Source organism: Thioclava sediminum (assembly GCF_002020355.1).
Lineage (GTDB): Bacteria > Pseudomonadota > Alphaproteobacteria > Rhodobacterales > Rhodobacteraceae > Thioclava > Thioclava sediminum.
In genome coordinates this window covers 235,334-260,762 of record NZ_MPZV01000003.1, presented here as the reverse complement: position 1 = coordinate 260,762, position 25,429 = coordinate 235,334, and the positions used below count along the sequence as shown (strand labels likewise).

Sequence of the window (25,429 nt, the reverse complement as noted above, 5' to 3'; positions counted from 1 at the left end):
CTTTAGCGATACATATCTTGAGCGAAACGACCTCTACCGAGACGCCCGACACGCGGGCCTACGTGATCCATCCCGACATTCCGTCGCGAGAGGGCCAACGGCACTTGCCCCAATTCGCGCTGTCCGAAGCGGTCTCGCTGGCCGCGGCCCTGCCGCATCTGCAGGTCATCGGCGAGGAGATCGTGAAGCTGCGCAAGCCCGAGCCGGGCAAGCTGTTCGGTCAGGGGAAGCTCGCCGAGATCAAGGCGCGGCTGGAAGCGAACGAGATCGACCTCGTGTTCATCGACGGGCCGGTGACGCCCGTGCAGCAGCGCAACCTCGAGAAGGAATGGGGGGTGAAGCTCCTCGACCGGACCGGGCTGATCCTCGAGATTTTCGCCGACCGTGCGCGCACCCGTGAAGGTGTGCTGCAGGTGGAGCTGGCCGCGCTCAGCTATCAGCGCACGCGGCTGGTGCGGGCTTGGACCCACCTCGAACGTCAGCGCGGCGGGCTTGGCTTCGTCGGCGGCCCCGGCGAGACCCAGATCGAGGCCGACCGCCGCGCCATCGACGAGCAGATCGTGCGCCTGCGCCGTCAGCTTGCGAAGGTCGTGAAGACCCGCGAGCTGCATCGCGCCGCGCGCCGCAAGGTGCCGTTCCCGATCGTGGCGCTGGTGGGCTACACCAATGCCGGGAAATCCACGCTGTTCAACCGCGTGACCGGGGCGGAAGTGCTGGCGAAGGATATGCTCTTCGCCACGCTCGACCCGACGATGCGCGGGTTGGAACTGCCGACCGGGCGCAAGGTGATCCTGTCCGACACGGTGGGCTTCATCTCGGACCTGCCGACGCAGCTTGTCGCGGCCTTCCGTGCGACGCTGGAAGAGGTGCTGGAAGCCGATCTGATCTTGCATGTCCGCGACATCTCGCATCCCGAGACCGAAGAACAGGCGGAGGATGTGAACGACATTCTCGCCAAGCTGGGCGTCGCCAAGGAAGTGCCGCTGATCGAGGTCTGGAACAAGATGGACGCCGTCCCGCCCGATCAGCGCCGCGCGCTGATGGTGCAGGAGGCCCGCGAGCCCGATCTGCAGGCGATCTCGGCGCTGACCGGCGACGGGCTCGACGCGCTTCTGACGGCGATCGACGAGAAGCTCTCGGAAGAACGCTACCACGAAGAAATCACGCTGCGTTTCGCGGATGGACGCAAGCGCGCCTGGCTGCACGAGCAGAACGTGATCCGCGGCGAGACCCAGACCGAAGAGGGCTGGACCTTCGAGGTCGAATGGACCGGCAGCCAGCGCAACCGGTTCCGGGCGCTGTAAGGGCAGGTCGACCGGGGCAGGGGCGCTGCCCCTCTTCGCTGACTTCGCCGGCCCTCCGCTTACGCGTCGGGCGTTCGGCGGGCGTCCTTCCACAGGAAGGCCGCTGAACCCGCCTCACCCCCGGGATATTTTCACCAAGCCGAAGCAGTCGCGCCTTGGTTTTCCCGGGGACGCCCGTGATCGGTAGGGGTTGCCAAGCCTGCGCGATGGGTCTATATCGCGCGCACTTCACAGGCGGAGGCGGGCCGATGGGGGAGACATCCTCAAAGGTCCACCGGTTGGGGCATCTGCCCTGAGACCCTCCGCTCAGGCGCAAACCGGAAAAGGAATTGGACATGGCGCTTCCTGAATTCTCCCTGCGTCAGCTCTTGGAAGCTGGCGTTCACTTTGGCCACCAGACGCAGCGTTGGAACCCCCGTATGGGTCAGTACATCTATGGCGAGCGTAACGGCATCCACATCATCGATCTGACGCAGACCGTTCCGATGCTCGACCAGGCTCTGCAGGTCATCCGCGACACCGTTGCGAAAAACGGCCGCGTTCTCTTCGTCGGCACCAAGCGTCAGGCTGCTCGCCCGATCGCTGAAGCCGCTGAGAAATGCGCACAGTATTACATGAACCACCGCTGGCTCGGCGGCACGCTGACCAACTGGAAGACCGTCTCCCAGTCGATCAAGCGTCTCAACGAGATCGACGAGAAGCTCGCGGAAGGCGCTGAAGGCCTGACCAAGAAAGAGCGTCTCGGCATGGAGCGTGACCAGGCGAAGCTTCAGGCGTCGCTCGGCGGTATCCGCGAAATGGGCGGTCTGCCGGACCTCCTGTTCGTGATCGACGTGAACAAGGAAGACCTCGCCATCGCGGAAGCCAAGAAGCTCGGCATCCCGGTCGTGGCCGTGGTCGACACCAACTGCCCGCCGAACGGCGTGGATTACGTGATCCCGGGCAACGATGACGCGGCGCGCGCCATCGCCCTCTATTGCGACCTCGCTTCGCGCGCGGCTCTCGACGGCATGTCGGCCCAGATGGGCGCCGCAGGCGTGGACGTCGGTGCCCTGACCGAGACCCCGGTCGAAGAGGCGCTGACCGAGGCTGAGGCTCAGTAAGCCACGACCGTCACCCAGATGACATGAGGGCGGGTTATCCCGCCCTCGCAGAGTTCTTGAAGGAGATCCGACCATGGCGATTACCGCCGCTCAGGTGAAGGAACTGCGCGAAGCTACCGGCGCAGGCATGATGGACGCGAAAAAAGCGCTGACCGAGACCGATGGCGACATGGACGCCGCCGTTGACTGGCTGCGCACCAAGGGCCTCGCGAAAGCCGCGAAGAAATCCGGCCGCGTCGCGGCTGAAGGTCTCGTCGCTGTCGCCGTGAACAACGGCAAGGGCGTCGCGATCGAGATGAACTCGGAAACCGATTTCGTCGCGAAGAACGCTGATTTCCAGAAGCTGGTCTCGGACATCGCGGAAGTCGCGCTGGAAACCGGTGAAGATGTCGAAGTCGTCAAAGCCGCCCATCTCAACGGCAAGAAGGTCGAAGACGTGATCACCGACGCCATCGCGCGTATCGGCGAGAACATGAACCTGCGCCGCATGCACATCCTCGAAGGCGACACGCTGGTGCATTACGTGCACAACGCCGCCGCCGACGGTATGGGCAAGATCGGTGTGCTCGTCGCGCTGAACGGCGCCGACAACGGCATCGGCAAGCAGATCGCGATGCACATCGCCGCGACCAACCCGGCCGCGCTGTCCGAAGCCGATCTCGACCCCGCGGTCCTCGAGAAGGAAAAGCAGGTTCAGATCGACATCGCGCGTGAATCGGGCAAGCCCGAGCAGGTGATCGAGAAGATGATCGAAGGCCGCATGAAGAAATTCACCGCGGAAGTCACGCTGCTGAACCAGCAATTCGTCGTCAACCCCGACCTCACCGTCGGTCAGGCTGCGAAAGAAGCTGGCGTCGAAATCACCGGCTTCGTCCGGATGGAAGTCGGCGAAGGCATCGAGAAGAAAGAAGAAGATTTCGCTGCCGAAGTGGCGAAGACCGCAGCTGGCAACTAAGCCCGCGCCTCTTCTTTGAAATCGGAAAACGCCGCCCTGATCGGGGCGGCGTTTTTCGTTATTCGGCAGACTGTTGCGCGGCGATCTTAACGTGCGGCCGCCGTATGCGAAGTGTTGAGGAAGATCTGTTTTTGCACCGACGCTTTCATCACCGCCTGCGCAGTGGTGTCGACATCGAGCGCTTCTCGCGCAAGCCGCAGATGCTTTTCCACCGTAGACGGCGTCAGCCCCATGATGATCGCGATATCGGCGGTCGTTTTCCCCTCGGCCACCCATTCGAGCACTTCACGTTGCCGATCCGTCAGCGGGCGGCGGCCCGTGGAATAGGGCATGGTGGAGATGCGCAGATGTACGAGGCTGTTCATCACCATCAATTCGCGCTCGTTGTCGCGCCAGATCCGGTCGATCTCGTCCTGGCTCAACCCCGGCCGCCCCACGAGGCCGATCGCACCGCGCGCATAGGAGAGCGGATCGGAAAAGCCGATCGAGTAGCCCGTACGGATTCCGAAGCGGTGGTTGATTTCGATGACTTCGATTTCGCCCGGAGTGAGCTCGCCCCGCATCGCACGGTCTGCCACCACGCGCCACGAACAGGGGCCGTCGTTCTGCGCCGCCCACTGAACCATCGGGGCGTTGCGGTATTTTCCCTCCCCGACAAAAATATCGAGATATTCCTTCGGGTGGTTCGATAGGATCAACAAATCGTCTTCGTGGCCGAAATTGTTGCCCTTTCGGAAACTTGTGAAGCCATAGATCAAACGATGGAACCCGTAGCGTTCCATTTCTTGGCAGTGACGCGTCCAGATCTCTTGCACGGATTTCGCGCGTAAGACTGCCTCGCAAAAGGATAACATCGCGTTTCACCTCACATTTCGGTAGGTCGCGTAGATCGTTACTACTATTCCGGCGCGCGATTTTCTCCGCTCCGGATGATCTATCCGAATGTCTTATTTTTCGGGCGTTATGGCAACCCGCATGGGCGCCGATCTAGGTGGTGAAACGCTTTAGCGATGGGTCTCGATGCGGCTCTCGTGCGCGCAACCTTGGGTGGTCTCGGGGGCAAGGGTCGCGAGCGCGTCGTAATGGGTGAGGTAGATCTGCCCGGTCAGATGCGTGATCAGGTCCGAGCGCGTGAGCCGGTCCATCACCGGGCCCTTCACTTCGGACAGGTGCAGCCGCACGCCCGCATCGTTGAGCTGGTCGTTCACCTCTTCCAGCGCCTCGAGCGCGGACATGTCGATATGGTTGATCGCGGGGCAGTTCAGCACGACATGCTTGATCGACTCGTCGCTGGCGATGCGGTCGTAGATCATCTCCTCGACGAAGCGGGCATTCGGGAACCACAGGCTCTCATCGATGCGCAGGCTGAGGATGCCCGGCGCGCAGCTGACGCGGTGGCGTTGGACATTGCGGAAATGCTCGGTGCCGGGAACCTGACCCAGTTCTGCCACATGCGGGCGCGAACTGGCCCACAGCCGCAGCGCGATCGAGAGGATGACGCCGAAGGCGATGCCGTCCTCGACGCCCCAGATCAGCGTGACCAGCACGGTCAGCGCCATGCCGATGCCTTCGCGCGGTGCGTATTTGAACGTGCGCTTGAGAGCTTTGGTATCGACCAGCGTCAGCACCGAGACGAAGATCGTGGCCGCGAGCGTCGCTTGCGGCAGGTAATAGAGGGCAGGGGTCAGGGTGAAGGTCGCGAGCGCCACACCGATCGCGGTGAAGGCTCCGGCGGCGGGCGTTGTGGCGCCAGCCTCGAAACTGACGACGGAGCGCGCGAAGCCGCCCGTGATCGGGAAGGACCCTGAGATCGCGGAGCCGATGGAGGCGCCGCCCAATGCGATGAATTCCTGATCGGGGTCGATGCGCTGACGTTTCTTCGCGGCCAGTGTCTGGGCGACGGAGATTGTCTCGACATAGCCGATGATCGCGATCAGCAGCGCCGGGACGAAGAGCTCCTTCCAGAGCGCGAGATCGGCGGGCGGAAGGCTCGGCGTCGGGAAGCCCAGCGGCACGGTGCCCACCACGCGGACGCCGCGCCCCTCCAGACCGAAGAGCCAGGTGATCAGGATGGTCGCCGCCACGGCATAGACGGGGGCCGCGCGGGTCAGGATCGCCGCGAGCCGCTCGGACAGCCCCGCCTTCAGCAGGCGCGGTTTCAACCCGCGCCGCGCCCAGAACAGGAAGACCAGCGACAGGATCGAGATGACGACCGTGTAGCCGTTGGTCTGGCCGAGATGCGCCCAGAGCCCGCCGAGAATGTCGAATATCCCGCCGCTTTCGCCCTGAATGCCGAAGAAATGCTTCATCTGGCCGGCGGCGATCAGGATGCCGACGGCGGAGGTGAAGCCCGACAGAACCGGGTGGCTGAGGAAGGCCGTGATGAAGCCCATCCGCAGGAAACCCATGATCACAAGCATCACGCCCGACAGGAAGGCCAGCGCCACGGCGGCGGCGATATATTCAGGCGTGCCCTGTGCCGCAACCTTGCCCACCGCGGCCGCCGTCATCAACGAGATCACAGCGACCGGCCCCACGGCCAGAGGCCGCGAGGTGCCGAAGACCGCGTAGATCAAGAGCGGCAGCACCGAGGCGTAAAGCCCGTATTCCGGCGGCATGCCAGCCAGCAGCGAATAAGCCAGCGATTGCGGGATCAGCATGATCGTCACAATCACAGCCGCGATCAGGTCGGCCTCGAAGGTCGGGCGATCGTAGTCGCGCCCCCAGCTGAGGATCGGCAGGTAGCGTTTGAGCATCTCGGTCTTCGGATTAGGCGCGGATCAGGCCTGATCGCGGCGGCTGGCGTAATACTGCATCACCGGCACCAGCGAGGAATGGTCATAGCCCGCCTCGGCCGCCGTGGCGACGATCTTGTCGATCTCCATCTCGCCCGCTTGGCTGACCCCCCACAGATGCGACGAGCGGGTGCCCGAGCGGCAATAGCCCAAGGCGGGCTTCTCCGCGGCATCCATGATCGTCGCGAAATCGTCGACCAGTTCCAGGCTCAGTTCGCCGGGATAATAGGGAAGGTAATAGGGGGTGAGGCCATGCGACTGGCACAGCGCCGCGATTGCGTCCGAGCGTTGATCCGCGTCCTCGATCTCTTCGTCGGGGCGATTGATGATCAGCGTGCGAAAGCCCATTTCCGCGAGCTTCGGCACGTCCTCGGGCTCGATCTGCGGGGCGACGGAAAACTCGTCGGTAAGTTTGCGCAGTTCCATAATCTGTCCTGTTATCCTGCCTTTAGATGGAGACGGGCGGGTCATGCCCGCCCGCTCGCTTATGGTCTCAGAGGCCGTTCACCGGAACCTTGAGATAGGTCTTGCCCTCGTCATCGGCGGGCGGCATCTGGCCCGCGCGCATGTTCACCTGCAGCGAGGGGATGATCAGCTTGGGCATCGCCAGCGTCGCGTCGCGCTCGGTGCGCATCTTGACGAATTCGGCCTCGGACTTGCCGCCGCCGATATGGATATTGCGGGCCTTTTCCTCGGCGACGCTGGTTTCCCACGCATATTCGTCGCGGCCGGGTGCCTTGTAGTCATGGCCCACGAAGATGCGGGTCTCGTCGGGCAGCGTGAGGATCTTCTGGATCGAGGAATAGAGCGTTTCCGCCGACCCCCCGGGGAAGTCGCAGCGCGCGGTGCCGAAATCGGGCATGAAGAGCGTATCGCCCACGAAAGCCGCATCGCCGATCACGTAGGTGAGGCAAGCGGGCGTGTGGCCCGGCGTGTGCAGGACCTTGCCTTCAAGTGCGCCCACGGAGAACGTGTCGCCTTCCTTGAAGAGCTTGTCGAACTGCGAGCCGTCGCGCTGGAATTCGGTGCCCTCGTTGAAGATCTTGCCGAACGTGTCCTGCACGACCTGAATACGGTCGCCGATACCGATCTTGCCGCCGACGCGTTCCTGAATATAGGGCGCGGCGGAGAGGTGGTCGGCATGGACATGGCTCTCGAGGATCCACTCCACCTCAAGACCGTGCTCTTGCACATAGGCGATGACCTCGTCGGCGGATTTGGTATCCGTGCGACCCGAGGAATAGTCGAAATCGAGCACGCTATCGACGACGGCGCAGGATTTGCTGCCCGGATCTTTCACCACGTAAGAGACGGTGAAAGTCGCGGTGTCGAAAAACGCTTTGACGTCAGGTTTGATCATGGCGGCCTCCGTTAACCTGCCCAGCAGATAGTGCCGGGGATAATCTTATGAAATTGCGGCACTCTGTCCCAGCCCTTCCGTGATCTCGGGCGGTAAGGGATGCGAGAGGTCGGGAAGAACCCACTCCGCGGTCGAAAAATCGCCCCCGTCGGTATAGGCCGAAGGGGTTATCAGCACGCGCAGCCCAGCCCCTTGCGCCGATTGTAGACCCATTTCGCTATCCTCAAAAGCGATGCAGGCCTCGGGCGACAGATGCAACCGGTTCAGCGCCAGTTCGAACACGTCGGGCGCGGGCTTCTTGGTCTCCACCTCGTCTCCGGCTGCGATCGCGTCGAACAGGTGATCGGGATCGGCGCCCAGCGTCGCGCGGATCAGCGCATCGACATTGGGCCGGTTCGTGGTCGTGGCGATGGCAAGCTTCAATCCCGCGTCGCGAGCATTGGCGATCAGCCGCGCCACGCCGGGGCGCAGCGGCACCTCGCCGCCGGTGATGATCTCGACATAACGCCGGGTCTTGATCTTGTGCAGATCGGCGATTTCGTCGTCAGAGGGGCCGAAACCCATGACCTCGCGGTGGCGCGCCATGCGCTCCTTGCCGCCGGTGGTCTTCAGGAGCTCGCGATAGGTCTCCTGCGACCAGTTCCAGTCGACGCCGCGCGCCGCGAAGGTCTCGTTGAAGGCGCGGCGATGCGCTTCTTCGGTCTCGGCCAGCGTGCCGTCGACGTCGAAGATCAGCGCGCTTACCATTTCCAGCCCTCCACCAGACCGGGCAGCATCGCCCAATCCGAGAAGGCCACGTCATGGGGCACTTCGGTCAGCGGCGTCTTGCGATAGCCCTCGGAATAGATGGCGAAGGGCGCCTGCGCGTTCACCGCCGTCTCCGCATCGACCTCCGAGTCGCCGACATAGATCATCGCGCCGCCGCCAAGCGCCTGATGGCAATGGTGCAGCATCTGCGGCTCGGGCTTGCGGGTGGGCATGGAATCCCCGCCCAGCGTCAGCTCGAAATACTCCCAGAGGCCGACATGGCGCAAAGCGGCCTCGGCGGGCGCGAAGGGCTTGTTGGTGCACACGGCCATCCGGCAGCCCATCTCCGTGAGCGTGTCGAGCGCGGCGATCACGTTCGGATAGGGCACGTTGCCCTCGACGTCCGTCTCGTAGCGCGCGATCAGGGCGTGCTCCACGCGGGCGAAAAGCGGCCCGTCTGGGTCTTCGCCCGAGGTGATGAGAAGCTGGCGCACGAGGTTGGGCACGCCCTTGCCGACGAAGCTGCGGATCATCGGCAGCGAGAGCTGCTCGAAGCCCATCTCGGTCAGCACGGCATTCGAGACGGCATGGATCGCGGGCACGGAGTCGATCAGCGTCCCGTCGAGATCGAAGATGACGGAAGGGGCGTCGCTCATGCGGCTTTCCACTTGATCGAGCAGCCCATCGACGGGATCTGATCGCGCGGGCCTTCGCCGGTTTCGACGACCATCATCATGCCCTCGTAGAGCTCGCGCTTGGCATCTGCCGAAGCGGCCTGCTTGGTCGACGCATCGAGACGCCCGCGATATTGCAGCCCGTCCTCGGCGTTGAAGCCGAAGAAATCGGGGGTGCAGGCGGCGCCGTAGGCCTTCGCGACCGCCTGACTTTCGTCATAGAGATAGGGGAAGGGGAAGCCCTTCTCCTCGGCCAGCTTGGCCATGTTCTCGAAGCCGTCTTCGGGGTAGTCGTCGGCATCGTTGGCCGAGATCGCCACGACCCCGATCCCCGCCTTCTGCAGTTCCGCCGCATCGCGCAGGATGCGGTCGAGGATCGACTGGACATAGGGGCAATGGTTGCAGATGAACATCACGAGCGTGCCCTTGGGGCCACGGATGTCATCGAAGCTGTATTGCTTGCCATCGGTGCCGGGCAGGGTGAAGCCCGGAGCCTTCCAGCCGAAATCGCAGACGGGGGGTGTGACGGCCATGAGACCTCCTATTCGAATTCCATTTCTTCGTAGACGACGCCCGCGTTCTTCGTCGCCAGTTCCTCGAACGTGTCGAGGTTTTTGTAGGGGCTTTGATCCACGTAGTAGGCCTCGGCCAGATCGCCACCATTGTCGATATGCTCACCGATCTTGCCGCGCAGGTATTTCAGATAACCCGTCGTGCCGCGCGTGACCTTGTCGAGATTGGTCGGATGGCCGTGACCGGGGATGATGAAGGCGGGCTCCAGCGGCGCGAACTTGGTCTCGAAGGTCTCGATCCAGCAGCTCGTGCAGGTGCCCGAGAAGATCGGCGGCATCCGTTCCGAAAAGGCGATATCGCCCGCGATCATGAACTTCTGTTCCGGCAGCCAGACCTGCGTATCGCCGGGGCTATGCGCGGGGCCGAGATGCATCACTTCGATGGTCATGTCGCCCATCTCGATGACACGTTTGTCCTCGAAGGTCTCGGTGGGCAGTTTCGGATCGGTGCCCTCGGCGGTCTCCTTGCCGTAGTTTTTCAGCGCCTCGAAGGCGCCGCCCGCGTCATGCTCGAACTCGGCCGCCGCATCGACATGGGCGAGCACCGGCACGCCCTGTTCGATCCAGTAATTATTGCCGAGCATCGCATGGCCCTGACCGTTCTCGTTGATCACCAGTTTCACCGGCTGATCGGTCACCGCCTTGATCTCGTCATGCAGTGCCTTGGCGAGTTGATAGGACGCGCCGGAATTGACCACGACCACGCCATCGCCGGTGACGATGAAGCTGAGATTGTTGTTATGGCCCGAATTCTCATAGGTCGGCGGTGCGGTCGCGCCGATCGAGGTCCAGACGCCGGGGATCACCTCATAAGGCTTCGAATAGAGCACGGAGCCGGGATACATGTCCGGCACGTCCTCCGAGGCGAGCGCAGGGCTTACATGAAGAAGTCCCGCCAAGACGCTGGTCAGGATGATTTTTTTCACGTTCAGACCTCCGCGACGTAACGATAGGCGTCGCCGTCGCGCTCGACCCGACCCAGACCGCCTTCGGGCAGGTGGTAGCCGATGATCGGCAGGTTGTCGGTCGCAAGCTGATCCAGCAGCGCCACGCGTGTCTTCGCGCCCAGCTCCGGGTTCTGATCCGAGCCCGCCTCCATGCCCGGTGCCGCGAAGGCGAGGTAGTGGTTCACGATCGCATCGCCGATGATGAAGGCCTGTGTGTTGCCGTTCTTGACGTGGAAAGACATGTGACCGGGCGTATGGCCGGGGGTCATCTGCGCCATGATGCCGGGCAGGATTTCCTCGCCATCGCCGAAGGTTGCGATCTGATCTTCAAGGATTTCGAGGCGGCGCAGCGCGCCGGCCGCGAAGGTCTTGCGACCGTCGTCGATCGTGTCGAGCGTCTCGGGATTCAGCCAATATTCGAACTCGTCCTTGCCCATCATGTGCTGGGCGTTGGCGAAGAACGGCTCGTCGAAATCGTCGAGCACACCCCAGAGGTGATCCGGGTGGCCATGGGTGAAGACGACATGGGTCACGTCGTCGGGCGCGACTTCGAGCGCATCCATCGCCTCCATCAGCTTGCCGGCCGAGGGCATGAAATCATTGCCCGAGCCCACGTCGAACAGCACCGTGTTGGTCCCGTCGCGATAGAGCGTGACGTTGCAGGGCGGCTCGACCGAGTCACCGGTGATGCCGTAGCTCTCGAGGATCGGCTTGGCGTCGGGATTGTCGCTCACGAAGCTGAGCGGCAGGACGAGATTGCCATCGGACAGCGTGTCGAGCCGGGCCGACCCCATTTCGAGGGTCTGGGCGGCGAAGCTCAGCCGGGGAAGGGCGGTCATGGCGCCCATCGCCAGCCCTCCGCGCAGAATGGTGCGTCGCGTGAAAGTCATGCCAGTCCTCCCTTACTGGTATTCAATTCCACGAATATGAACGAGAGGCGGCGGCAGGGCAAGCGGTCAGATCACGGTTTTGCGACCGCGCCGCCCTGCGTCGTTCTGCTCGTCATTGCGCCGCTTTGAGGGCCCCCTGTGCCGCTTCGCGGATCGCGCGCATATTCGCGCCATAGACCTCGGGTTTGTCGACCGAACCGCCCTTGAAGACGGCCGAGCCCGCCACGAAGCAATCCGCACCGGCCTCGACCAGCGGGCCGACCGTGGTCGGATCGACGCCGCCATCCACCTGAATGTGGATGTCCCGATCGCCAATCATTTCGCGCACTTGGCGCACCTTGTTGATGCTGGAGGGGATGAATTTTTGGCCACCAAAGCCGGGGTTCACGCTCATCACCAGAACCATATCGACGAGGTCGAGCAGTTCCGAGATCACGTTCGCGGGCGTGCCAGGGTTCAGCGAGATGCCGCATTTCACGCCCTGCGCCTTGATCGCCTGCAGCGTGCGATGCGGGTGCGGACCGGCCTCCCAATGCGCGACGATCATGTCGGCGCCAGCTTCGGCATAGGCCTCGATATAAGGGTCGACCGGCGCAATCATCAGGTGGACGTCCATGAAGGTCTTCACATGCGGGCGGAACGCTTTCACGGCGGGCGGGCCGAAGGTGAGGTTCGGTACGAAATGCCCGTCCATCACGTCGACATGGACCCAATCGGCCCCCTGATCTTCGATGGCGCGGATCTCGGCGCCGAAATTGGCGAAATCGGCCGACAGGATCGAGGGCGCGATCTTGATGGAACGGTCAAAGCTCATGGGGTCCTCCGGGGATCATTTCGTCAGTTGCGCGAACAGGGTCGGCAGTTTCTCGGGCAGGCGCTCGACCTGATCGATCACGGTGAAGTTGTTGGCCCCGAAGATGCGCGACACATAGGCATCGGCCTCGGGGTCCAGCGTCAGACAATAGCTGTTAATGCCGATCTGCTGGAGTTCCGCAACCGCCTTCTTGGCATCCATGCGCAGATATTGCGGGTCGCGCTCGTCGATATCGGCGGGTTCTCCATCGGTGACGATCAGAAGCAGCTTATGCGCCTCGGGACGCAGGCTCAGGTGATGGGCGGCATGGCGCATCGCGGCCCCCATCCGGGTCGAGAGCCCGCCTTTCATGCCCGCGAGGCGGCCTTTGACCTCGGAATCGAGCTTCTGCTCGAAATCCTTGAAGCGCTGATACTGCACGTCGTGGCGACCGTCCGAGGAAAAGCCGTGGATCGCGAACGGGTCGCCAATGCCCGAGATTGCCGAGGCCACCAGCGCCGAGGCTTCGCGCGTCAGCTCCAGCACGGTCTTGTCCGAGCCGCGCACGGTTTCGTTCGTGCTCTCCGACAGGTCGAGCAGGATGCAGACCGCCAGATCGCGCCGGTTGATGACGTTGCGCATGGTGATCCGCATGTCGGGCTGCATCCCGATCCGCTGCATCACCATCGCATCGACGGCGGCGTTGATATCCAACTCGTCGCCATCCTCCAGCCGCCGCTGGCGCGAGATACCCTGCGGGCGCAGCCGGTCGACGATCTGTTTGATGCGATGCCGGATGCCGCGATGCGCAGTCAGGATTGTGTCGATCTCGTCCGGGTCGCCCATTGGCGGGCGGTGTTCATACACGGTGGACCACGACGGGCGCATCAGCTGCACCTTGTAATCCCACTCGCCGTAATGGAACGGGTCCGAGATCGGGGCCTTGCCCTCCATCTCGTTGTAGCTGACGCCTTCATCCTCGTAGGGGAACAGCTCTGACGACAGAACCCAGACCTCCTGCGCATCGTCGCCTGCGGTCTCGACATCGACCTCGTTGACGAATTCCATCAGACTCACGCGCTTGCGCACCTGACCCTGCGCGGGCTGGTAGGCGTTCTGGTTCGACCAGTCGTAATCCGAGAGCGACCAGATGAAGCGGTTGTCGTCGCGATACGGAATTTTCAGAGATTCGAGAATGCGCAGGGACGGCACCGCGCGGCGCTGCGCGAGTAGGTTGAACAGCTCGACCCCCAGCGACCAGGAGAACATCGTCTCGCGTGCGTTGCCCGCGATCTCGCCGTGGAAGGTCTCGACGAGATTGTCGATTTCCAGATCGCCGGTGCGGGTGCCGGGCGTGTTGAGCGCGCGGGCGACTTTTTCCAGCAGATACATCGTCTCGTGTTCGTATTGCCCCTGCGGCGTGTCTGGCATCAGCCGGTCGAACATCGCGCGCAGCCCCGGAAAGGCCTGCGTCGCGCAATATTCGACCCGTGCATCCTCGATCATGCCGATCAGGAAAATCTGCGCGGGGTTCAGCGCTTCCTGCCCCAGCCCGTGATCGGAATAGACGATATGGGCCGCCATATGGGCGCACATCGCGCGGTAGAGATCGAGACCGGAGGCGCCGTTGATCCCGTCCACCGCATCGGGCAGATGCAGCGCGCCGTCCTCGATGAAGGGGCGGAAGCCCTCGAAGTCTGCGGCAGAGGGGCGCAGGAAGAAATCGCGGGCCCAGAAGGCGCGGAGGTAGAAGTTCAGCCGACGCTGGCTGTCGATGAAGAGCGTGCCGCGGCGTTCCTGTTTCAGGACCGCGCGGCTGTCTTCCGAGACGAGCCCGAAATAATCCGCCTGTTTCGGCAGGTCGCGGCGATAGGCCTCGGCACCGAAATCTACCCAACGGCGCAGGCCGGAGAGGGTGAGTTTGCTCAGCAGTTCTTCGAGCACGCCGAACATCGGACGCAGGCCCCGCGGCGCACGGGCCGCCAGCCGGTGCAGCAGCGCGAGATAGCCGCGCAGCAGCTCCGGGTCACCGAAACGGTTGGCGGCGCCGGGCAGCGTGTCGAGCATCAGCACCAGAATTTCGCCCGAAACCATCGAGGCCAGCTTCAGCACCGCGCCCACCACGTCGCGGATCACGTCCTCGCCGCATTCCTTGGCGACCTGCGGCATCTCGTCGAGATAGGAGATCAGCAGGCGCGGCCCCTTGCCGAGCGAGGTCATCGCCTTCGCGCCGTCCATGTAATCCTTCAGACCGGCGGGCGACATCATCCGCGCCGCCTCGTGGAAGAGCCCGTCGAGGGTCTCCACCAGCTCCGGCGCGGATTTGATCAGATCGGCGGCGTAATCGTCGAGATCGACCTTCATCGGACGCGCTCCTTAGGCCACCTTCGAACTGTCGGTGATCTCTGGGAAGAAGGTCTGGACGGCCGCCTGCAACGTGTCGCGCATATCCGCGTCATCGGTCAGCGGCTCCACCAGCGCCATCTGGCAGGCGGCGGGCGCGGGAATGTCCTGCGAGATCAACTGGCCCGCATAGACCAGAAGGCGCGTCGACATGCCCTCATCGAGCCCGTGGCCCTTGAGGTTGCGCGAGCGTTCGGCCACCTGCACGAGCCGTTCGGCAGTCTTCAGGTCGATCCCGGCCTCGTGGCTGACAATCTCGGCCTCGGTCGCGGCCTGCGGGTAGTCGAAACTCATCGCGCCGAAGCGCTGCTTGGTCGATTGCTTGAGGTCCTTCATCATCGACTGGTAGCCGGGGTTGTACGAGATCACGACCTGAAAATCGGGATGCGCGTCGACCAGCTCGCCCTTCTTTTCCAGCGGCAGCTGGCGGCGGTGATCGGTCAGCGGGTGGATCACGACAGTGGTGTCCTGACGGGCCTCCACGACCTCGTCGAGATAGCAGATCGCGCCGATCCGCGCGGCGACTGTCAGCGGACCGTCCTGCCATTTCGTGCCGTTGATATCGAGGAGGAACCGCCCGATCAGGTCGGACGCGGTCATGTCTTCGTTACAGGCGACGGTGATCAGCGGACGCTGCAGCTTCCACGCCATATATTCGACGAAACGCGACTTGCCGCAGCCCGTGGGGCCCTTGAGCATCACCGGCATGCGCACGTCATAGGCGGCGGCGTATTGCTCGATCTCGTTGCCGACGGGCCGGTAATAGGGCTCGGCCTTCACGCGGAACTGGTCTGGGTCGATATCGCTCATGGATGGCTCTCCGTCGCGCTGGAAAATCCGGAAAAATGGGGCAGGGCGGGCGGCCGCGATCGGCAGCCCGCCCCTCGTGTCAGATCAGGCAGAGGCCGACATATCGGCGCGGTGCACGACCATCGAGGTGCCCTGCGTCTGCTTGAAGTTGTCGTAGCCCACGAGGCGGACATGGTTGCCCGGGTTCGCCTTCTTGCACATCTCGATCTCGCGGAAGATCGCATCGACATCGGTTTCCCCGAACATCGGCAGCTTCCACATATACCAGAAGTTCGAGCGCATATTCTCGGGCTCGGTATGCTCGATGGCCGGGTTCCAGCCCTTCGAGACGATGTATTCCACCTGCTTGCGCAGCTCGTCGTCGTTGAGCTGGGGCAGATAGGAGAAGGTGCCCATCTTGCGGCTGTTCGGGTCCGAAATACGCGAGCCGTAATCTTGCATTTCACTCATGGTGTCAGTCCTTTCTCAGGCGTTGGTGGGAGGGGCGCGCCTTAGCGGTGCGCCACGTCCAGCTTGTCCACGGTGTCGAACTCGAACTTGATCTCTTTCCACGTCTCCATGGCGATCTTGAGTTCGGGCGAGTGCTTGGCGGCCGAGGTCATGATGTCTTTCGACTCCTTCTCGAGATCGCGGCCCTCGTTGCGTGCCTTGACGCAGGCCTCGACCGCGACGCGGTTCGCGGCCGCACCGGCTGCGTTGCCCCAGGGGTGGCCCAGCGTGCCGCCGCCGAACTGAAGGCAGCTGTCATCGCCGAAGATGTTGACCAGCGCGGGCATGTGCCAGACGTGGATGCCGCCCGAAGCCACCGGGAGCACGCCCGGCATCTGACCCCAGTCCTGATCGAAGAAGATGCCGCGCGAGCGATCTTCCTTGACGTATTTGTCGCGCATCAGGTCGATCCAGCCCAGCGTCGCCTCGCGGTCGCCTTCGAGCTTGCCGACAACGGTGCCCGAGTGCAGGTGGTCGCCGCCCAGAAGGCGCAGCATCTTCGCGAGAACGCGGAAGTTGATGCCGTGCTTGGGGTGACGGTCGATCACGCCATGCATCGCGCGGTGCACGTGCAGCAGCATGCCGTTGTCGCGGCACCAGCGGCTCAGCGAGGCTTGCGCGGCCCAGCCCATCGTCAGGTAGTCCGACATGATGATCGGCGAGCCGATCTCCTTGGCGAACTCGGCGCGCTTGTACATCTCTTCGATGTTCGGCGCGGTGACGTTCAGGTAGTGGCCCTTGCGCTCGCCCGTCTCGCGCTCGGCTTTCTCGATCGCTTCCTGACAGAACTCGAAACGGTCGCGCCAGCGCATGAAGGGCTGCGAGTTGATGTTCTCGTCATCCTTGGTGAAGTCGAGACCGCCCCGCAGCGCCTCATAGACCGCGCGGCCGTAGTTCTTCGCGGACAGACCCAGCTTCGGCTTGATCGTGCAGCCGAGGAAGGGGCGACCGTATTTGTCGAGCTTGTCGCGCTCGACCTGAATGCCGTGGGGCGGGCCGTCGCAGGTGGTCACGAACCACAGCGGGAAGCGCACATCTTCCAGACGGAGCGCACGGACGGCCTTGAAGCCGAACACGTTGCCCACGAGCGAGGTGAAGACGTTGACGACCGAGCCCTCTTCGAACAGGCCCATCGGGTAGGCGATGAAAGCGTAGTAGCTCTCGTCGTCGCCCGGCACGTCCTCGATCGCATAGGCGCGACCCTTGTAGTAGTCGAGATCGGTCAGCAGATCGGTCCAGACGGTGGTCCAGGTGCCGGTCGAGGATTCCGCGGCGACGGCGGCTGCGGCTTCCTCACGCGGAACACCCGCCTGCGGCGTGATCTTGAAGACGGCGAGCACGTCGCTGTCTTTGGGGGTGTAGTTCGGCTCCCAGTAGGTTTCACGGTACTCTTTGACGCCGGCGCTGTATTTACCGGGATTTGCATGCTGGTTCATCGGGGTCTCCTTGTCTCCCTAAATCCGATATCTGCGGCCCCGGGCGCTCGACTGCCGGGATCGCGGGTGTGTCAGGCGGCTTTTGCAGCCGAAATCACCGGATCGAGCGATCCGTCGGCATAGCGCTTGGCCATGTCGTCGAGGTCGATCACCTTGATCTTGCTGGCATTCCCGGCGGTGCCGAAGCGCTGGAAGCGGTCGAGGCAGAGCTTCTCCATCTCTTCCATCGCGGGGATCATGAATTTGCGCGGGTCGAATTCGGTCGGCTTGTCTTGGGCGACCTTGCGGAACTGAGCCGTCAGCGCCATGCGGTTGTCGGTGTCGATATTCACCTTGCGCACGCCCGACTTGATGCCGCGCTCGATCTCTTCGACCGGGACGCCGTAGGTCTGGGGCATCTCGCCGCCGGACTCGTTGATCAGATCCTGCAGATATTGCGGCACGCTCGACGAGCCGTGCATCACGAGATGCACATTCGGGATCTTTGCGTGGATCTTCTCGATCTGGCTGATCGCGAGGATGTCGCCCGTGGGCTTGCGCGAGAACTTGTAGGCGCCGTGGCTGGTGCCGCAGGCGATCGCCAGCGCGTCGACCTTGGTCAGCTTGACGAAATCGAGCGCCTCGTCGGGATCGGTCAGCAGCTGGTCATGGCTGAGCTTGCCAACCGCGCCCGAGCCGTCTTCCTCCGCCGCTTCGCCGGTCTCGAGATTGCCGAGCACGCCCAGCTCGCCCTCGACCGAAGCGCCGACCCAATGGGCCATGTCGGCCACGCGCTTGGTGATCGCGACATTGTAGTCCCAATCGGCGGGGGTCTTCATGTCTTCCTTCAGCGAACCGTCCATCATGACGGAGGTGAAGCCGTGGCGGATCGCGGTGAGGCAGGTGGCCTCGTTATTGCCGTGGTCCTGATGCATGCACAGCGGGATATCGGGATACATCTCCGACAGCGCCTGGATCATGTGGCGCAGCATGATGTCGCCGGCATAACTCCGCGCGCCGCGCGAGGCCTGCATGATGACGGGGGCGTCGCATTTCGCCGCCGCCTTCATGATGGCGATACCCTGTTCCATGTTGTTGATGTTGAACGCCGGCACGCCGTAGCCGTATTCCGCGGCGTGATCGAGCAGTTGTCTGAGCGTAATCAATGCCATATCAGGTGTTCCTTACGTTGTGGGCCAAACGGTTCGAACCGCGGTTAGAGGAGCTTTCCCATCGCGACGGCGGTGTCGGCCATGCGGTTGGAGAAGCCCCATTCGTTGTCGTACCAGCTGAGGATGCGCACCATCCGCCCGTCCATCACCTTGGTCTGGTCCATGTGGAAGACCGAGGAGTGAGGATCGTGGTTGAAGTCACTGGAAACATTGGGTTTGTCGGTATAGCCAAGTATGCCCTTCATCGGGCCGTCAGCGGCCGCGCGGATAGCTGCATTCACTTCCTCGACGGTGGTATCTTTCGCGGCCTCGAAGACCAGATCGACGACTGAGACATTCGGCGTCGGCACGCGGATCGCGACACCGTCCAGCTTGCCATTGAGCTCCGGCAGCACGAGACCCACGGCTTTCGCAGCGCCGGTCGAGGTCGGGATCATCGACAGCGCGGCGGCGCGGGCGCGATACATGTCGGAATGCATCGTATCGAGCGTCGGCTGGTCGCCGGTATAGCTGTGGATCGTCGTCATGAAGCCTTTCGAGATGCCGATCGCGTCATTGAGCGCCTTGGCGACCGGCGAGAGGCAGTTCGTGGTGCAGGACGCGTTCGAGACGACCAGATCGTCCTTGGTCAGCGCACCGTCGTTCACACCGAAGACGATGGTCTTGTCGGCGCCCGCCGCGGGGGCCGAGACCAGAACGCGCTTCGAGCCGTTCTCGAGGTGGAAGGCCGCTTTCTCGCGCGCGGTGAAGATGCCCGTGCATTCCATCGCGATATCGACATCGCCCCAGGGAAGGTCCTTGGGATCGCGGATCGCGGTGACCTTGATCTTGCCGCGGCCTGCGTCGATCCAGTCCTCGCCGGTGGTGACCTCCTGCGGGAAGCGGCCGTGGACGCTGTCGAATTGCAGCAGATGGGCGTTGGTTTCGACCGGGCCCAGATCGTTGATCGCGATCACCTCGATATCGGTGCGACTCGATTCAATGATCCCGCGCAGCACGTTGCGGCCGATACGTCCAAACCCGTTGATGGCAACTTTAACCGTCATTCTCGTTAGTCCCTCAGATCAGTTCTTTTGCATCCGAAACAATCGCTTCGGACGTGATGTTGAAGTGTTTGTAGAGCGCCGGGGCAGGGGCCGAGGCCCCGAAACCGGTCATGCCCACGAAGCGGTCCTCGGGGCGCAGGAAGAGATCCCAGCCCTGACGGATCGCCGCTTCGCAGCCGACGCGCGGGGCATCGCCCAGAACCTCGGCGCGATACGCCGCATTCTGTTTTTCGAAGAGTTCGAAACACGGCGCGGAGACGACCGCCGCCTTGATCCCTTGCTCGGCCAACTGGTCGGCCGCCGCCATCGCGATCTCGACCTCGGACCCGGTGGCGATCAGCGTCACGTCGCGGGCTTCCGGTGCCCGGAGCAGATAAGCGCCGCGGGCGGTGAGGTTCTCGTCCGTGTGTTCGGTGCGAACCGTCGGCAGACCCTGACGCGAGGCCACGATCATCGTCGGCGTGGCCGTCGAGGTCATGGCGATTTCCCAGGCCTCGGCGGTCTCCACCGCATCAGCCGGCCGGAGGATGAGCAAGTTTGGAATGGCTCGGAGCGAGGCCAAATGCTCTACCGGCTGATGGGTGGGACCGTCCTCGCCGAGGCCGATCGAGTCATGGGTCATGACATAGCAGGTCGGCACGCCCATCAGCGCCGACAAACGAATTGCGGGGCGGCAGTAATCGGCGAAGGCCATGAAGGTGCCGCCATAGGGCCGCAGCCCGCCATGCAGCACGATCCCGTTCATCGCGGCGGCCATGCCGTGCTCGCGAATGCCGTAATGGATGTAATCGCCGGTGAAATCCGTCGGCGTGATCGATTTCATGCCCGAGGATTTCGTCAGGTTCGAGCCGGTCAGATCGGCCGAGCCGCCAACGGTGAAGGGCAGGGTGGCGTTGACCACTTCCAGCGCCATCTGGCTCGCCTTGCGGGTCGCGACCTTGGGCTTGTCCTCCGACAGCTTGCGTTTGTAGGCGGCGATCGCGGCGGTCAGAGGGCTGGTGTCGGCCTCTTCGGCAGCGAGGAATTCGGCGCGGGCGGTTGCGGTGTTCAACCGCTGTTCCCACTCCGCCCGCGCCCGCGCGCCTCGCGACGCGATCCGGCCCCATTCGTCGTAGATCGCCGCAGGGATTTCGAAGGGCGGGTGATCCCAATGCAGCTGCTTGCGCGCGGCGGCGATTTCCGCGTCGCCCAGCGGTGCGCCGTGGACATCGTGACCGCCTTGCTTGTTCGGTGCGCCGAAGCCGATGATGGTGCGGCAGGCGATCATCGAGGGGCGCGGATCCTGACGCGCGGCCTCGATCGCATCGGCGATCTCGGTCGGCGTATGGCCGTCGCATTCGAGGACATGCCAGCCAGCCGCCGCGAAACGCGCCTTCTGGTCCATCGAGGTGGACAGATCCGTGTCGCCGTCGATGGTGATCGAATTGTCGTCCCACATCACGATCAGCTTGCCGAGCCCAAGATGCCCCGCGAGGTCGATCGCCTCGTGGCTGATCCCTTCCATCAGGCAGCCGTCGCCCGCGATGACATAGGTGAAATGATCTACCAGATCAGCGCCATAGCGCGCGTTCTTCATCTTCTCGGCAATCGCCATGCCCACGGCGGTGGCGATGCCCTGACCGAGCGGCCCGGTGGTCACTTCGATCCCCTCGGCATGGCCGTATTCCGGGTGGCCTGCGGTGCGCGAACCTAGCTGGCGGAACGCCTTGATTTGGTCCATGCCCATGTCTTCATAGCCCAGCAGATGGTTGATCGCGTAGATCAGCATCGAGCCATGGCCCGCCGACAGAACAAAGCGATCGCGGTCGGGCCATTTCGGCGCGGTGGGATCGATATTGATGAAGCGGTTGAACAGAACGGTCGCCACATCGGCCATGCCCATGGGCATCCCGGGATGGCCCGAATTGGCCTTTTGCACCGCATCCATCGCAAGCGCACGGATCGCATTCGCCATGCGCGTTTCTTGAGTGATTTGAATGTCTTTCATCACCTTGTTCATCCTTCTCAAGCCCGCTTCGATTCACGCACGATGCGCTCGATGAGGGGGGTGAGGATCAGCTGCATGGCCAGATCCTGACGGTTGCCGGGAATGACGATCGAGTTGGCGCGGCTCATCCAGGAGCCGTTGATCATCGAGGTGAGATAGGGGAAATCGATGCCGCGCGGGTTCTTGAAGCGGATCACAACGAGGCTCTCATCCGCCGTCGGGATCCAGCGGGCCACGAACGGGTTCGAGGTGTCGACGACCGGCACGCGCTGGAAGTTGATATCCGTCTCGGTGAATTGCGGGGTGATGCAGTTCACATAGGAATGCATGCGGCGCAGGATCACGTCGGTGACCGCTTCCGTCGTGTAGCCCCGCGAGGCGCGGTCGCGATGGATTTTCTGAATCCATTCAAGGTTGATCACCGGCACGACGCCGATCTTCAGGTCGGCCAGCGCCGAGAGGTTCACCTCGTCATTGACCACGCAGCCGTGCAGGCCTTCGTAGAAAAGCAGGTCGGACTCGTCCTCGAAATCGCTCCACTCGGTGAAGTGGCCGGGCGGCGTGCCCCATTTCTCGGCCTCGGCGTCGTCATGGACGTAATGGCGGGTCTTGCCCTTGCCGGTCTCGCCATATTCGCGAAAGACGCGCTCCAACTCCTTGAGTTCATTGGCTTCATAGGAGAAGTGGGAAAAGCCTTGATCGCCCGCGTCATAGCGCTTTTGCAGCTCTTCCTTCATGTCAGCGCGGTTGTAGCGGTGGAAGGCGTCCCCCTCGATCGAGACCGCGGAAATCCCTTCGCGCCGGAAGATCTGATCGAAGGTCGATTTCACCGTCGAGGTGCCTGCACCGGAAGAACCGACGACGGAAATGATGGGGTGTTTCTTGGACATGTATCAGCTCCGGAAGAGGCCGCGGGTGTTGAAGAGCGCGTGGGCTTCATCCTGCGGCAAGTCGTGATAGGCGGCGACGCGGGCGACCTTGCTGGCCGAGCCGAAGACGAAGGGCGTGCGGGCATGCAGCCGGTCGGGCGTCGCAGACATGATGGGATCGGCGCCGTCGGTGGCCTCGCCGCCGAGCTGCTCGATCAGCATCGCGATCGGTGCGCATTCATAGACGTGGCGCAGACGGCCGCGCTCGTAGCCGTCGCGGTCGTCGCCCGGATAGAGGAACACGCCGCCGCGCGAGATGATGCGATGGGTTTCGGCCACCAGCGAGGCGATCCAGCGCATGTTGAAATTGCGCCCGCGCGGACCTTCGGCACCGGCGACGAGATCGTCGATGAAGGCGCGGATCGGCTGCGGCCAGTGGCGATAGTTTGACGCGTTGATCGCGTATTCCGAGGTCTCGGAGGGCAGGGGCTTCGGATCGGCCACGCGGCGCCAAATATCGCTGCCGGGCTCGAGAACCCATTGCTGCACACCCTTGCCGAAGGTCACGACCAGCGCGGTCTGCGGCCCGAAGATGATGTAGCCGCCTGCGATCTGCTCATTGGCCGGGCGCAGGAAGCTGGCATCCATGTCGTCGGCGGCCTCAAAGATCGAGAAGATCGTGCCGATCGAGACATTCACGTCGATATTGGAAGATCCGTCGAGCGGATCGATGGCAAGCGCGAGCGTGCCCTCGCCGAAATCGACCACCTCGTCTTGTTCTTCCGAGGCGTAATGGCGGACCGCACCACCACGCAGCGCATCCATGAAGGCCTCATCCGCGATCACGTCGAGCGCTTTCTGACCGTCGCCACCGGCGTTGGTGCCTGCGGCCTCAGCCAGATTTCCCTCAAGCCCGTTGCGCGCAATCATGCGGGCAAGCTGGGCGCCGACGCTGGTCAGGCGGGTCATGGTGTCGGCAAGATCGGCAGAAATACCGAGGCCGTCGAAACTCACGGACATCTTCTTCTCCTCCAAAGTCGATGTTCTTGTGAGCCAGACCATTGCCCGGATCGAATTTTTATGAAATTTAAATAAAGGGAATATGCGTTAATGGAATTTGAAACTCGATGCGGATGAACGCTGTAACGCTGAAGCAATTGCGTGCGCTTGATGCGGTGGCGCGGGGTGGGTCTCTGACGGCAGCCGGGGAAAGCCTGAACCTCACAACTCCCGCAATTCATACGCAAATTCGGGGTTTGGAAGATGCGGTCGGGATGAAGTTGATCCAGCGCGCCGTCGACGGTGCGGGATCCGAGCTGACCGAGGCCGGCAAGGCGTTGCGCGAAACCGCGCTGCGGATCGAGGACAACTTGTCGCAGGCCGAGGCGACGCTGAGCGCCATCGCGCGCGGGCAGGTGGGTCGGATTACGCTGGGCGTCGTCTCGACCGGGAAATATTTCGCGCCGCGGCTGGTGAAGATGCTGCAAGACGCCCATCCCGAGATCGAGGTCGCGCTGCGCGTGGGCAACCGTTCGGCCATTATCGAGGGAATCGAGCGCGGCAGTTTCGACATCGCCGTGATGGGTCGTCCGCCGCGCCATCCGCCCGTCGTGGCCGAACCGATCGGCCAGCATCCGCACGCGCTGGTCGCGCCGCTGGACCATCCGCTGATTTCCAAGGCCGACGATCTGGAGCAGCTTTTCGGCGAGACCTTCATCTCGCGCGAGGAAGGGTCGGGGACGCGCATCCTGATGTCGCGCTGGCTCGACCGGGTCGGCGACGGGCGGCTCTACGACACGCTGGAGATGGACAGCAACGAGACGATCAAGCAGGCGGTGATGGCGGGTCTCGGCATCGCGTTTCTCAGCCTGCACACGGTGACGGACGAGCTGGAGACAGGACGCCTGGCGCTGATCCCGGCGCCGGGGTTGCCGCTGATGCGCCACTGGTTCCTCGTGCGCCGCGAGAGCGAACGCCCGCGCGAACTGGCGCTGCGCGTCTGGGATGAGATCGTCGAGATGAACGGCGCTTTCCTGCCGCATCCGATCCCGGATTGACGCCGGGGCCGCGCGCAGTACCTTTGCGCGGCAACAGGGAGGATAACATGGCTTATGCGATGGCAATCTCGCGCCCCGGCGGGCGCGACCAGTTCCACAAGATCGAAATCGAGGTCCCCAAGCCGGGTCCGGGCGAAGTCACTTTAAGACATACCGCTATCGGATTGAATTTCATCGATGTTTACTTCCGAACGGGGCTCTATCCGTGGCCCGTCGAGAGCGATCTGATCACCGGTGGCGAAGCGGCGGGTGTAATCGAGGCGGTCGGCGATGGCGTCGATCTGCAGGTCGGACAGCGCGTGGCCTATACGCAGCCCAACGGCGCTTATGCCAGCCACCGGGTGATGGCCGCGAAAAACGTTGTGCCGATCCCGGACGATATTTCCGATGAGGTCGCGGCGGCGGTGATGCTCAAAGGTCTGACCGTGCATTACCTGATCCATCACTCATATCCCGTAAAGTCTGGCGACACCGTGCTTTTCCATGCGGCGGCCGGTGGCGTCGGCTCGATCGCGGGACAATGGCTGAAGGCCAAGGGCGTGCGCGCGATCGGCACGGCTGGCGGGCCTGAGAAATGCGCGCGGGCGCTCGAGCACGGCTATGACGCGGTGATCGATTACCGGTCCGAGGATTTCGGCGCGGAGGTCAAACGGCTCACCGATGGCGCGGGCGTCGCCGCGGTTTATGACTCGGTCGGCGCGGATACGGTGATGACGTCGCTCGATGTGCTCAAGCGGTTCGGCACGCTGGTGTGCTTCGGACAGAGCTCCGGACCGGCGGATCAGTTCAAGATCGGTGATCTGGCGCGCAACTCGCTGTTCCTGACGCGTCCGACCTTGTTCCAGCACACGGATCAGCCGGGCTGGCTGCGTAACTCCGCCGCAGAACTCTTTGAGATGATTGGGAAAGGCGAGATCAAGATCGACGTGCCGCAGAGCTTTTCTCTGGAGGATGTCGCTGCAGCCCATGAGGCGCTGGAGGGCCGGAAAACGGTCGGGAGCACGGTTTTGACACCATAATGGGCGTCAAATCGCACTTATA

At 63.2% G+C, this 25,429-nt stretch carries 24 protein-coding genes; 5 read left to right on the top strand and 19 right to left on the bottom strand.

The features are described 5' to 3' along the window. Positions 1-17 precede the first annotated feature (17 nt). The 3 genes from hflX (at position 18) to tsf (ending at position 3,362) form a co-directional block, all read left to right on the top strand. The gene (gene hflX / locus BMI91_RS13505) at positions 18-1,304 is read left to right on the top strand and encodes a GTPase HflX (protein ID WP_078605419.1); all 1,287 of its coding nucleotides are present in this window, start codon (positions 18-20) and stop codon (positions 1,302-1,304) included. Between the two features lie 335 nt (positions 1,305-1,639). After that, positions 1,640-2,407 (top strand): 30S ribosomal protein S2, encoded by a 768-nt coding sequence (gene rpsB / locus BMI91_RS13500; RefSeq protein ID WP_078540912.1) that lies wholly within the window; start codon positions 1,640-1,642, stop codon positions 2,405-2,407. Between the two features lie 73 nt (positions 2,408-2,480). Next, entirely contained in the window at positions 2,481-3,362 is an 882-nt protein-coding gene (gene tsf, locus BMI91_RS13495; RefSeq protein WP_078520695.1) for a translation elongation factor Ts, read from the top strand. An 86-nt stretch (positions 3,363-3,448) separates the two neighbouring features. On the opposite strand, the gene BMI91_RS13490 is transcribed toward tsf, so the two are convergent. The 19 genes from BMI91_RS13490 to BMI91_RS13400 all read right to left on the bottom strand — a co-directional run bounded on the left by BMI91_RS13490 (position 3,449) and on the right by BMI91_RS13400 (position 23,351). After that, the gene (locus BMI91_RS13490; protein WP_078605417.1) at positions 3,449-4,216 is read right to left on the bottom strand and encodes a helix-turn-helix transcriptional regulator; all 768 of its coding nucleotides are present in this window, start codon (positions 4,214-4,216) and stop codon (positions 3,449-3,451) included. 150 nt (positions 4,217-4,366) lie between these two features. Further along, on the bottom strand, positions 4,367-6,118 hold the full coding sequence (locus BMI91_RS13485) for a SulP family inorganic anion transporter (protein WP_078550334.1): 1,752 nt from the start codon (positions 6,116-6,118) through the stop codon (positions 4,367-4,369). Between the two features lie 24 nt (positions 6,119-6,142). Then, positions 6,143-6,583 (bottom strand): protein tyrosine phosphatase family protein, encoded by a 441-nt coding sequence (locus tag BMI91_RS13480; protein WP_083076851.1) that lies wholly within the window; start codon positions 6,581-6,583, stop codon positions 6,143-6,145. Positions 6,584-6,650: 67 nt separating this feature from the next. Then, the gene (locus BMI91_RS13475; RefSeq protein WP_167376022.1) at positions 6,651-7,514 is read right to left on the bottom strand and encodes an MBL fold metallo-hydrolase; all 864 of its coding nucleotides are present in this window, start codon (positions 7,512-7,514) and stop codon (positions 6,651-6,653) included. A 48-nt stretch (positions 7,515-7,562) separates the two neighbouring features. Next, entirely contained in the window at positions 7,563-8,264 is a 702-nt protein-coding gene (locus tag BMI91_RS13470; RefSeq protein WP_078605413.1) for an HAD family hydrolase, read from the bottom strand. After that, positions 8,258-8,920: a phosphoglycolate phosphatase gene (locus BMI91_RS13465; protein ID WP_078605410.1), complete on the bottom strand. Its 663-nt coding sequence runs from the start codon at positions 8,918-8,920 to the stop codon at positions 8,258-8,260. The genes BMI91_RS13470 and BMI91_RS13465 overlap by 7 nt, the downstream gene beginning before the upstream one ends. Beyond that, the gene (locus tag BMI91_RS13460) at positions 8,917-9,471 is read right to left on the bottom strand and encodes a thioredoxin family protein (protein ID WP_078605407.1); all 555 of its coding nucleotides are present in this window, start codon (positions 9,469-9,471) and stop codon (positions 8,917-8,919) included. The genes BMI91_RS13465 and BMI91_RS13460 overlap by 4 nt, the downstream gene beginning before the upstream one ends. Before the next feature lie 8 nt (positions 9,472-9,479). Continuing rightward, a complete protein-coding gene (locus BMI91_RS13455; protein ID WP_244176637.1) occupies positions 9,480-10,436 on the bottom strand; it encodes an MBL fold metallo-hydrolase in 957 nt (318 codons plus the stop codon). A 2-nt stretch (positions 10,437-10,438) separates the two neighbouring features. After that, the gene (locus tag BMI91_RS13450; protein WP_078605405.1) at positions 10,439-11,347 is read right to left on the bottom strand and encodes an MBL fold metallo-hydrolase; all 909 of its coding nucleotides are present in this window, start codon (positions 11,345-11,347) and stop codon (positions 10,439-10,441) included. A gap of 112 nt (positions 11,348-11,459) precedes the next feature. Continuing rightward, positions 11,460-12,161 carry a ribulose-phosphate 3-epimerase gene (gene rpe, locus BMI91_RS13445; protein ID WP_078540930.1) on the bottom strand — a complete coding sequence of 234 codons (702 nt, stop codon included), beginning with the start codon at positions 12,159-12,161 and terminating at the stop codon, positions 11,460-11,462. Positions 12,162-12,176: 15 nt separating this feature from the next. Continuing rightward, on the bottom strand, positions 12,177-14,504 hold the full coding sequence (locus BMI91_RS13440) for a nitric oxide reductase activation protein NorD (RefSeq protein ID WP_078605402.1): 2,328 nt from the start codon (positions 14,502-14,504) through the stop codon (positions 12,177-12,179). 12 nt (positions 14,505-14,516) lie between these two features. Further along, complete coding sequence (locus tag BMI91_RS13435; RefSeq protein ID WP_078605399.1) at positions 14,517-15,353, bottom strand: CbbQ/NirQ/NorQ/GpvN family protein; 837 nt, start codon at positions 15,351-15,353, stop codon at positions 14,517-14,519. A gap of 84 nt (positions 15,354-15,437) precedes the next feature. Next, positions 15,438-15,803 (bottom strand): ribulose bisphosphate carboxylase small subunit, encoded by a 366-nt coding sequence (locus BMI91_RS13430; protein WP_078520682.1) that lies wholly within the window; start codon positions 15,801-15,803, stop codon positions 15,438-15,440. Between the two features lie 41 nt (positions 15,804-15,844). Beyond that, positions 15,845-17,278: a form I ribulose bisphosphate carboxylase large subunit gene (locus BMI91_RS13425; RefSeq protein WP_078540934.1), complete on the bottom strand. Its 1,434-nt coding sequence runs from the start codon at positions 17,276-17,278 to the stop codon at positions 15,845-15,847. 71 nt (positions 17,279-17,349) lie between these two features. Continuing rightward, on the bottom strand, positions 17,350-18,429 hold the full coding sequence (gene fba, locus BMI91_RS13420) for a class II fructose-bisphosphate aldolase (protein ID WP_078540936.1): 1,080 nt from the start codon (positions 18,427-18,429) through the stop codon (positions 17,350-17,352). A gap of 44 nt (positions 18,430-18,473) precedes the next feature. Beyond that, positions 18,474-19,475, bottom strand: coding sequence for a type I glyceraldehyde-3-phosphate dehydrogenase (gene gap, locus BMI91_RS13415; protein WP_078605396.1), 1,002 nt, complete (start codon positions 19,473-19,475; stop codon positions 18,474-18,476). A 13-nt stretch (positions 19,476-19,488) separates the two neighbouring features. Next, positions 19,489-21,462 carry a transketolase gene (tkt, locus tag BMI91_RS13410; RefSeq protein ID WP_078605769.1) on the bottom strand — a complete coding sequence of 658 codons (1,974 nt, stop codon included), beginning with the start codon at positions 21,460-21,462 and terminating at the stop codon, positions 19,489-19,491. Positions 21,463-21,479: 17 nt separating this feature from the next. Continuing rightward, on the bottom strand, positions 21,480-22,352 hold the full coding sequence (locus BMI91_RS13405) for a phosphoribulokinase (RefSeq protein WP_078520678.1): 873 nt from the start codon (positions 22,350-22,352) through the stop codon (positions 21,480-21,482). Positions 22,353-22,355: 3 nt separating this feature from the next. Next, positions 22,356-23,351, bottom strand: a complete 996-nt coding sequence (locus tag BMI91_RS13400; protein ID WP_078605393.1) for a class 1 fructose-bisphosphatase — start codon at positions 23,349-23,351, stop codon at positions 22,356-22,358. A gap of 107 nt (positions 23,352-23,458) precedes the next feature. Here BMI91_RS13400 and cbbR point away from each other — a divergent pair, with 107 nt between their 5' ends. After that, a complete protein-coding gene (gene cbbR / locus BMI91_RS13395; RefSeq protein WP_078605390.1) occupies positions 23,459-24,388 on the top strand; it encodes a LysR family regulator CbbR in 930 nt (309 codons plus the stop codon). A gap of 47 nt (positions 24,389-24,435) precedes the next feature. Continuing rightward, positions 24,436-25,407 carry a quinone oxidoreductase family protein gene (locus BMI91_RS13390; protein WP_078601429.1) on the top strand — a complete coding sequence of 324 codons (972 nt, stop codon included), beginning with the start codon at positions 24,436-24,438 and terminating at the stop codon, positions 25,405-25,407. Positions 25,408-25,429: the final 22 nt, after the last annotated feature.

Bases quoted from the DNA above. Each gene is read 5' to 3' on its own strand.
- tkt (WP_078605769.1), bottom strand. From the start codon at position 21,462: ATGAAAGACATTCAAATCACTCAAGAAACGCGCATGGCGAATGCGATC.
- BMI91_RS13470 (WP_078605413.1), bottom strand. From the start codon at position 8,264: ATGGTAAGCGCGCTGATCTTCGACGTCGACGGCACGCTGGCCGAGACC.
- BMI91_RS13490 (WP_078605417.1), bottom strand. From the start codon at position 4,216: ATGTTATCCTTTTGCGAGGCAGTCTTACGCGCGAAATCCGTGCAAGAG.
- BMI91_RS13480 (WP_083076851.1), bottom strand. From the start codon at position 6,583: ATGGAACTGCGCAAACTTACCGACGAGTTTTCCGTCGCCCCGCAGATC.
- rpsB (WP_078540912.1), top strand. From the start codon at position 1,640: ATGGCGCTTCCTGAATTCTCCCTGCGTCAGCTCTTGGAAGCTGGCGTT.
- BMI91_RS13460 (WP_078605407.1), bottom strand. From the start codon at position 9,471: ATGGCCGTCACACCCCCCGTCTGCGATTTCGGCTGGAAGGCTCCGGGC.
- BMI91_RS13485 (WP_078550334.1), bottom strand. From the start codon at position 6,118: ATGCTCAAACGCTACCTGCCGATCCTCAGCTGGGGGCGCGACTACGAT.
- BMI91_RS13435 (WP_078605399.1), bottom strand. From the start codon at position 15,353: ATGAGCGATATCGACCCAGACCAGTTCCGCGTGAAGGCCGAGCCCTAT.
- BMI91_RS13430 (WP_078520682.1), bottom strand. From the start codon at position 15,803: ATGAGTGAAATGCAAGATTACGGCTCGCGTATTTCGGACCCGAACAGC.
- BMI91_RS13425 (WP_078540934.1), bottom strand. From the start codon at position 17,278: ATGAACCAGCATGCAAATCCCGGTAAATACAGCGCCGGCGTCAAAGAG.
- tsf (WP_078520695.1), top strand. From the start codon at position 2,481: ATGGCGATTACCGCCGCTCAGGTGAAGGAACTGCGCGAAGCTACCGGC.
- BMI91_RS13465 (WP_078605410.1), bottom strand. From the start codon at position 8,920: ATGAGCGACGCCCCTTCCGTCATCTTCGATCTCGACGGGACGCTGATC.
- BMI91_RS13390 (WP_078601429.1), top strand. From the start codon at position 24,436: ATGGCTTATGCGATGGCAATCTCGCGCCCCGGCGGGCGCGACCAGTTC.
- gap (WP_078605396.1), bottom strand. From the start codon at position 19,475: ATGACGGTTAAAGTTGCCATCAACGGGTTTGGACGTATCGGCCGCAAC.
- BMI91_RS13405 (WP_078520678.1), bottom strand. From the start codon at position 22,352: ATGTCCAAGAAACACCCCATCATTTCCGTCGTCGGTTCTTCCGGTGCA.
- BMI91_RS13450 (WP_078605405.1), bottom strand. From the start codon at position 11,347: ATGACTTTCACGCGACGCACCATTCTGCGCGGAGGGCTGGCGATGGGC.
- rpe (WP_078540930.1), bottom strand. From the start codon at position 12,161: ATGAGCTTTGACCGTTCCATCAAGATCGCGCCCTCGATCCTGTCGGCC.
- BMI91_RS13400 (WP_078605393.1), bottom strand. From the start codon at position 23,351: ATGTCCGTGAGTTTCGACGGCCTCGGTATTTCTGCCGATCTTGCCGAC.
- fba (WP_078540936.1), bottom strand. From the start codon at position 18,429: ATGGCATTGATTACGCTCAGACAACTGCTCGATCACGCCGCGGAATAC.
- cbbR (WP_078605390.1), top strand. From the start codon at position 23,459: ATGCGGATGAACGCTGTAACGCTGAAGCAATTGCGTGCGCTTGATGCG.
- BMI91_RS13440 (WP_078605402.1), bottom strand. From the start codon at position 14,504: ATGAAGGTCGATCTCGACGATTACGCCGCCGATCTGATCAAATCCGCG.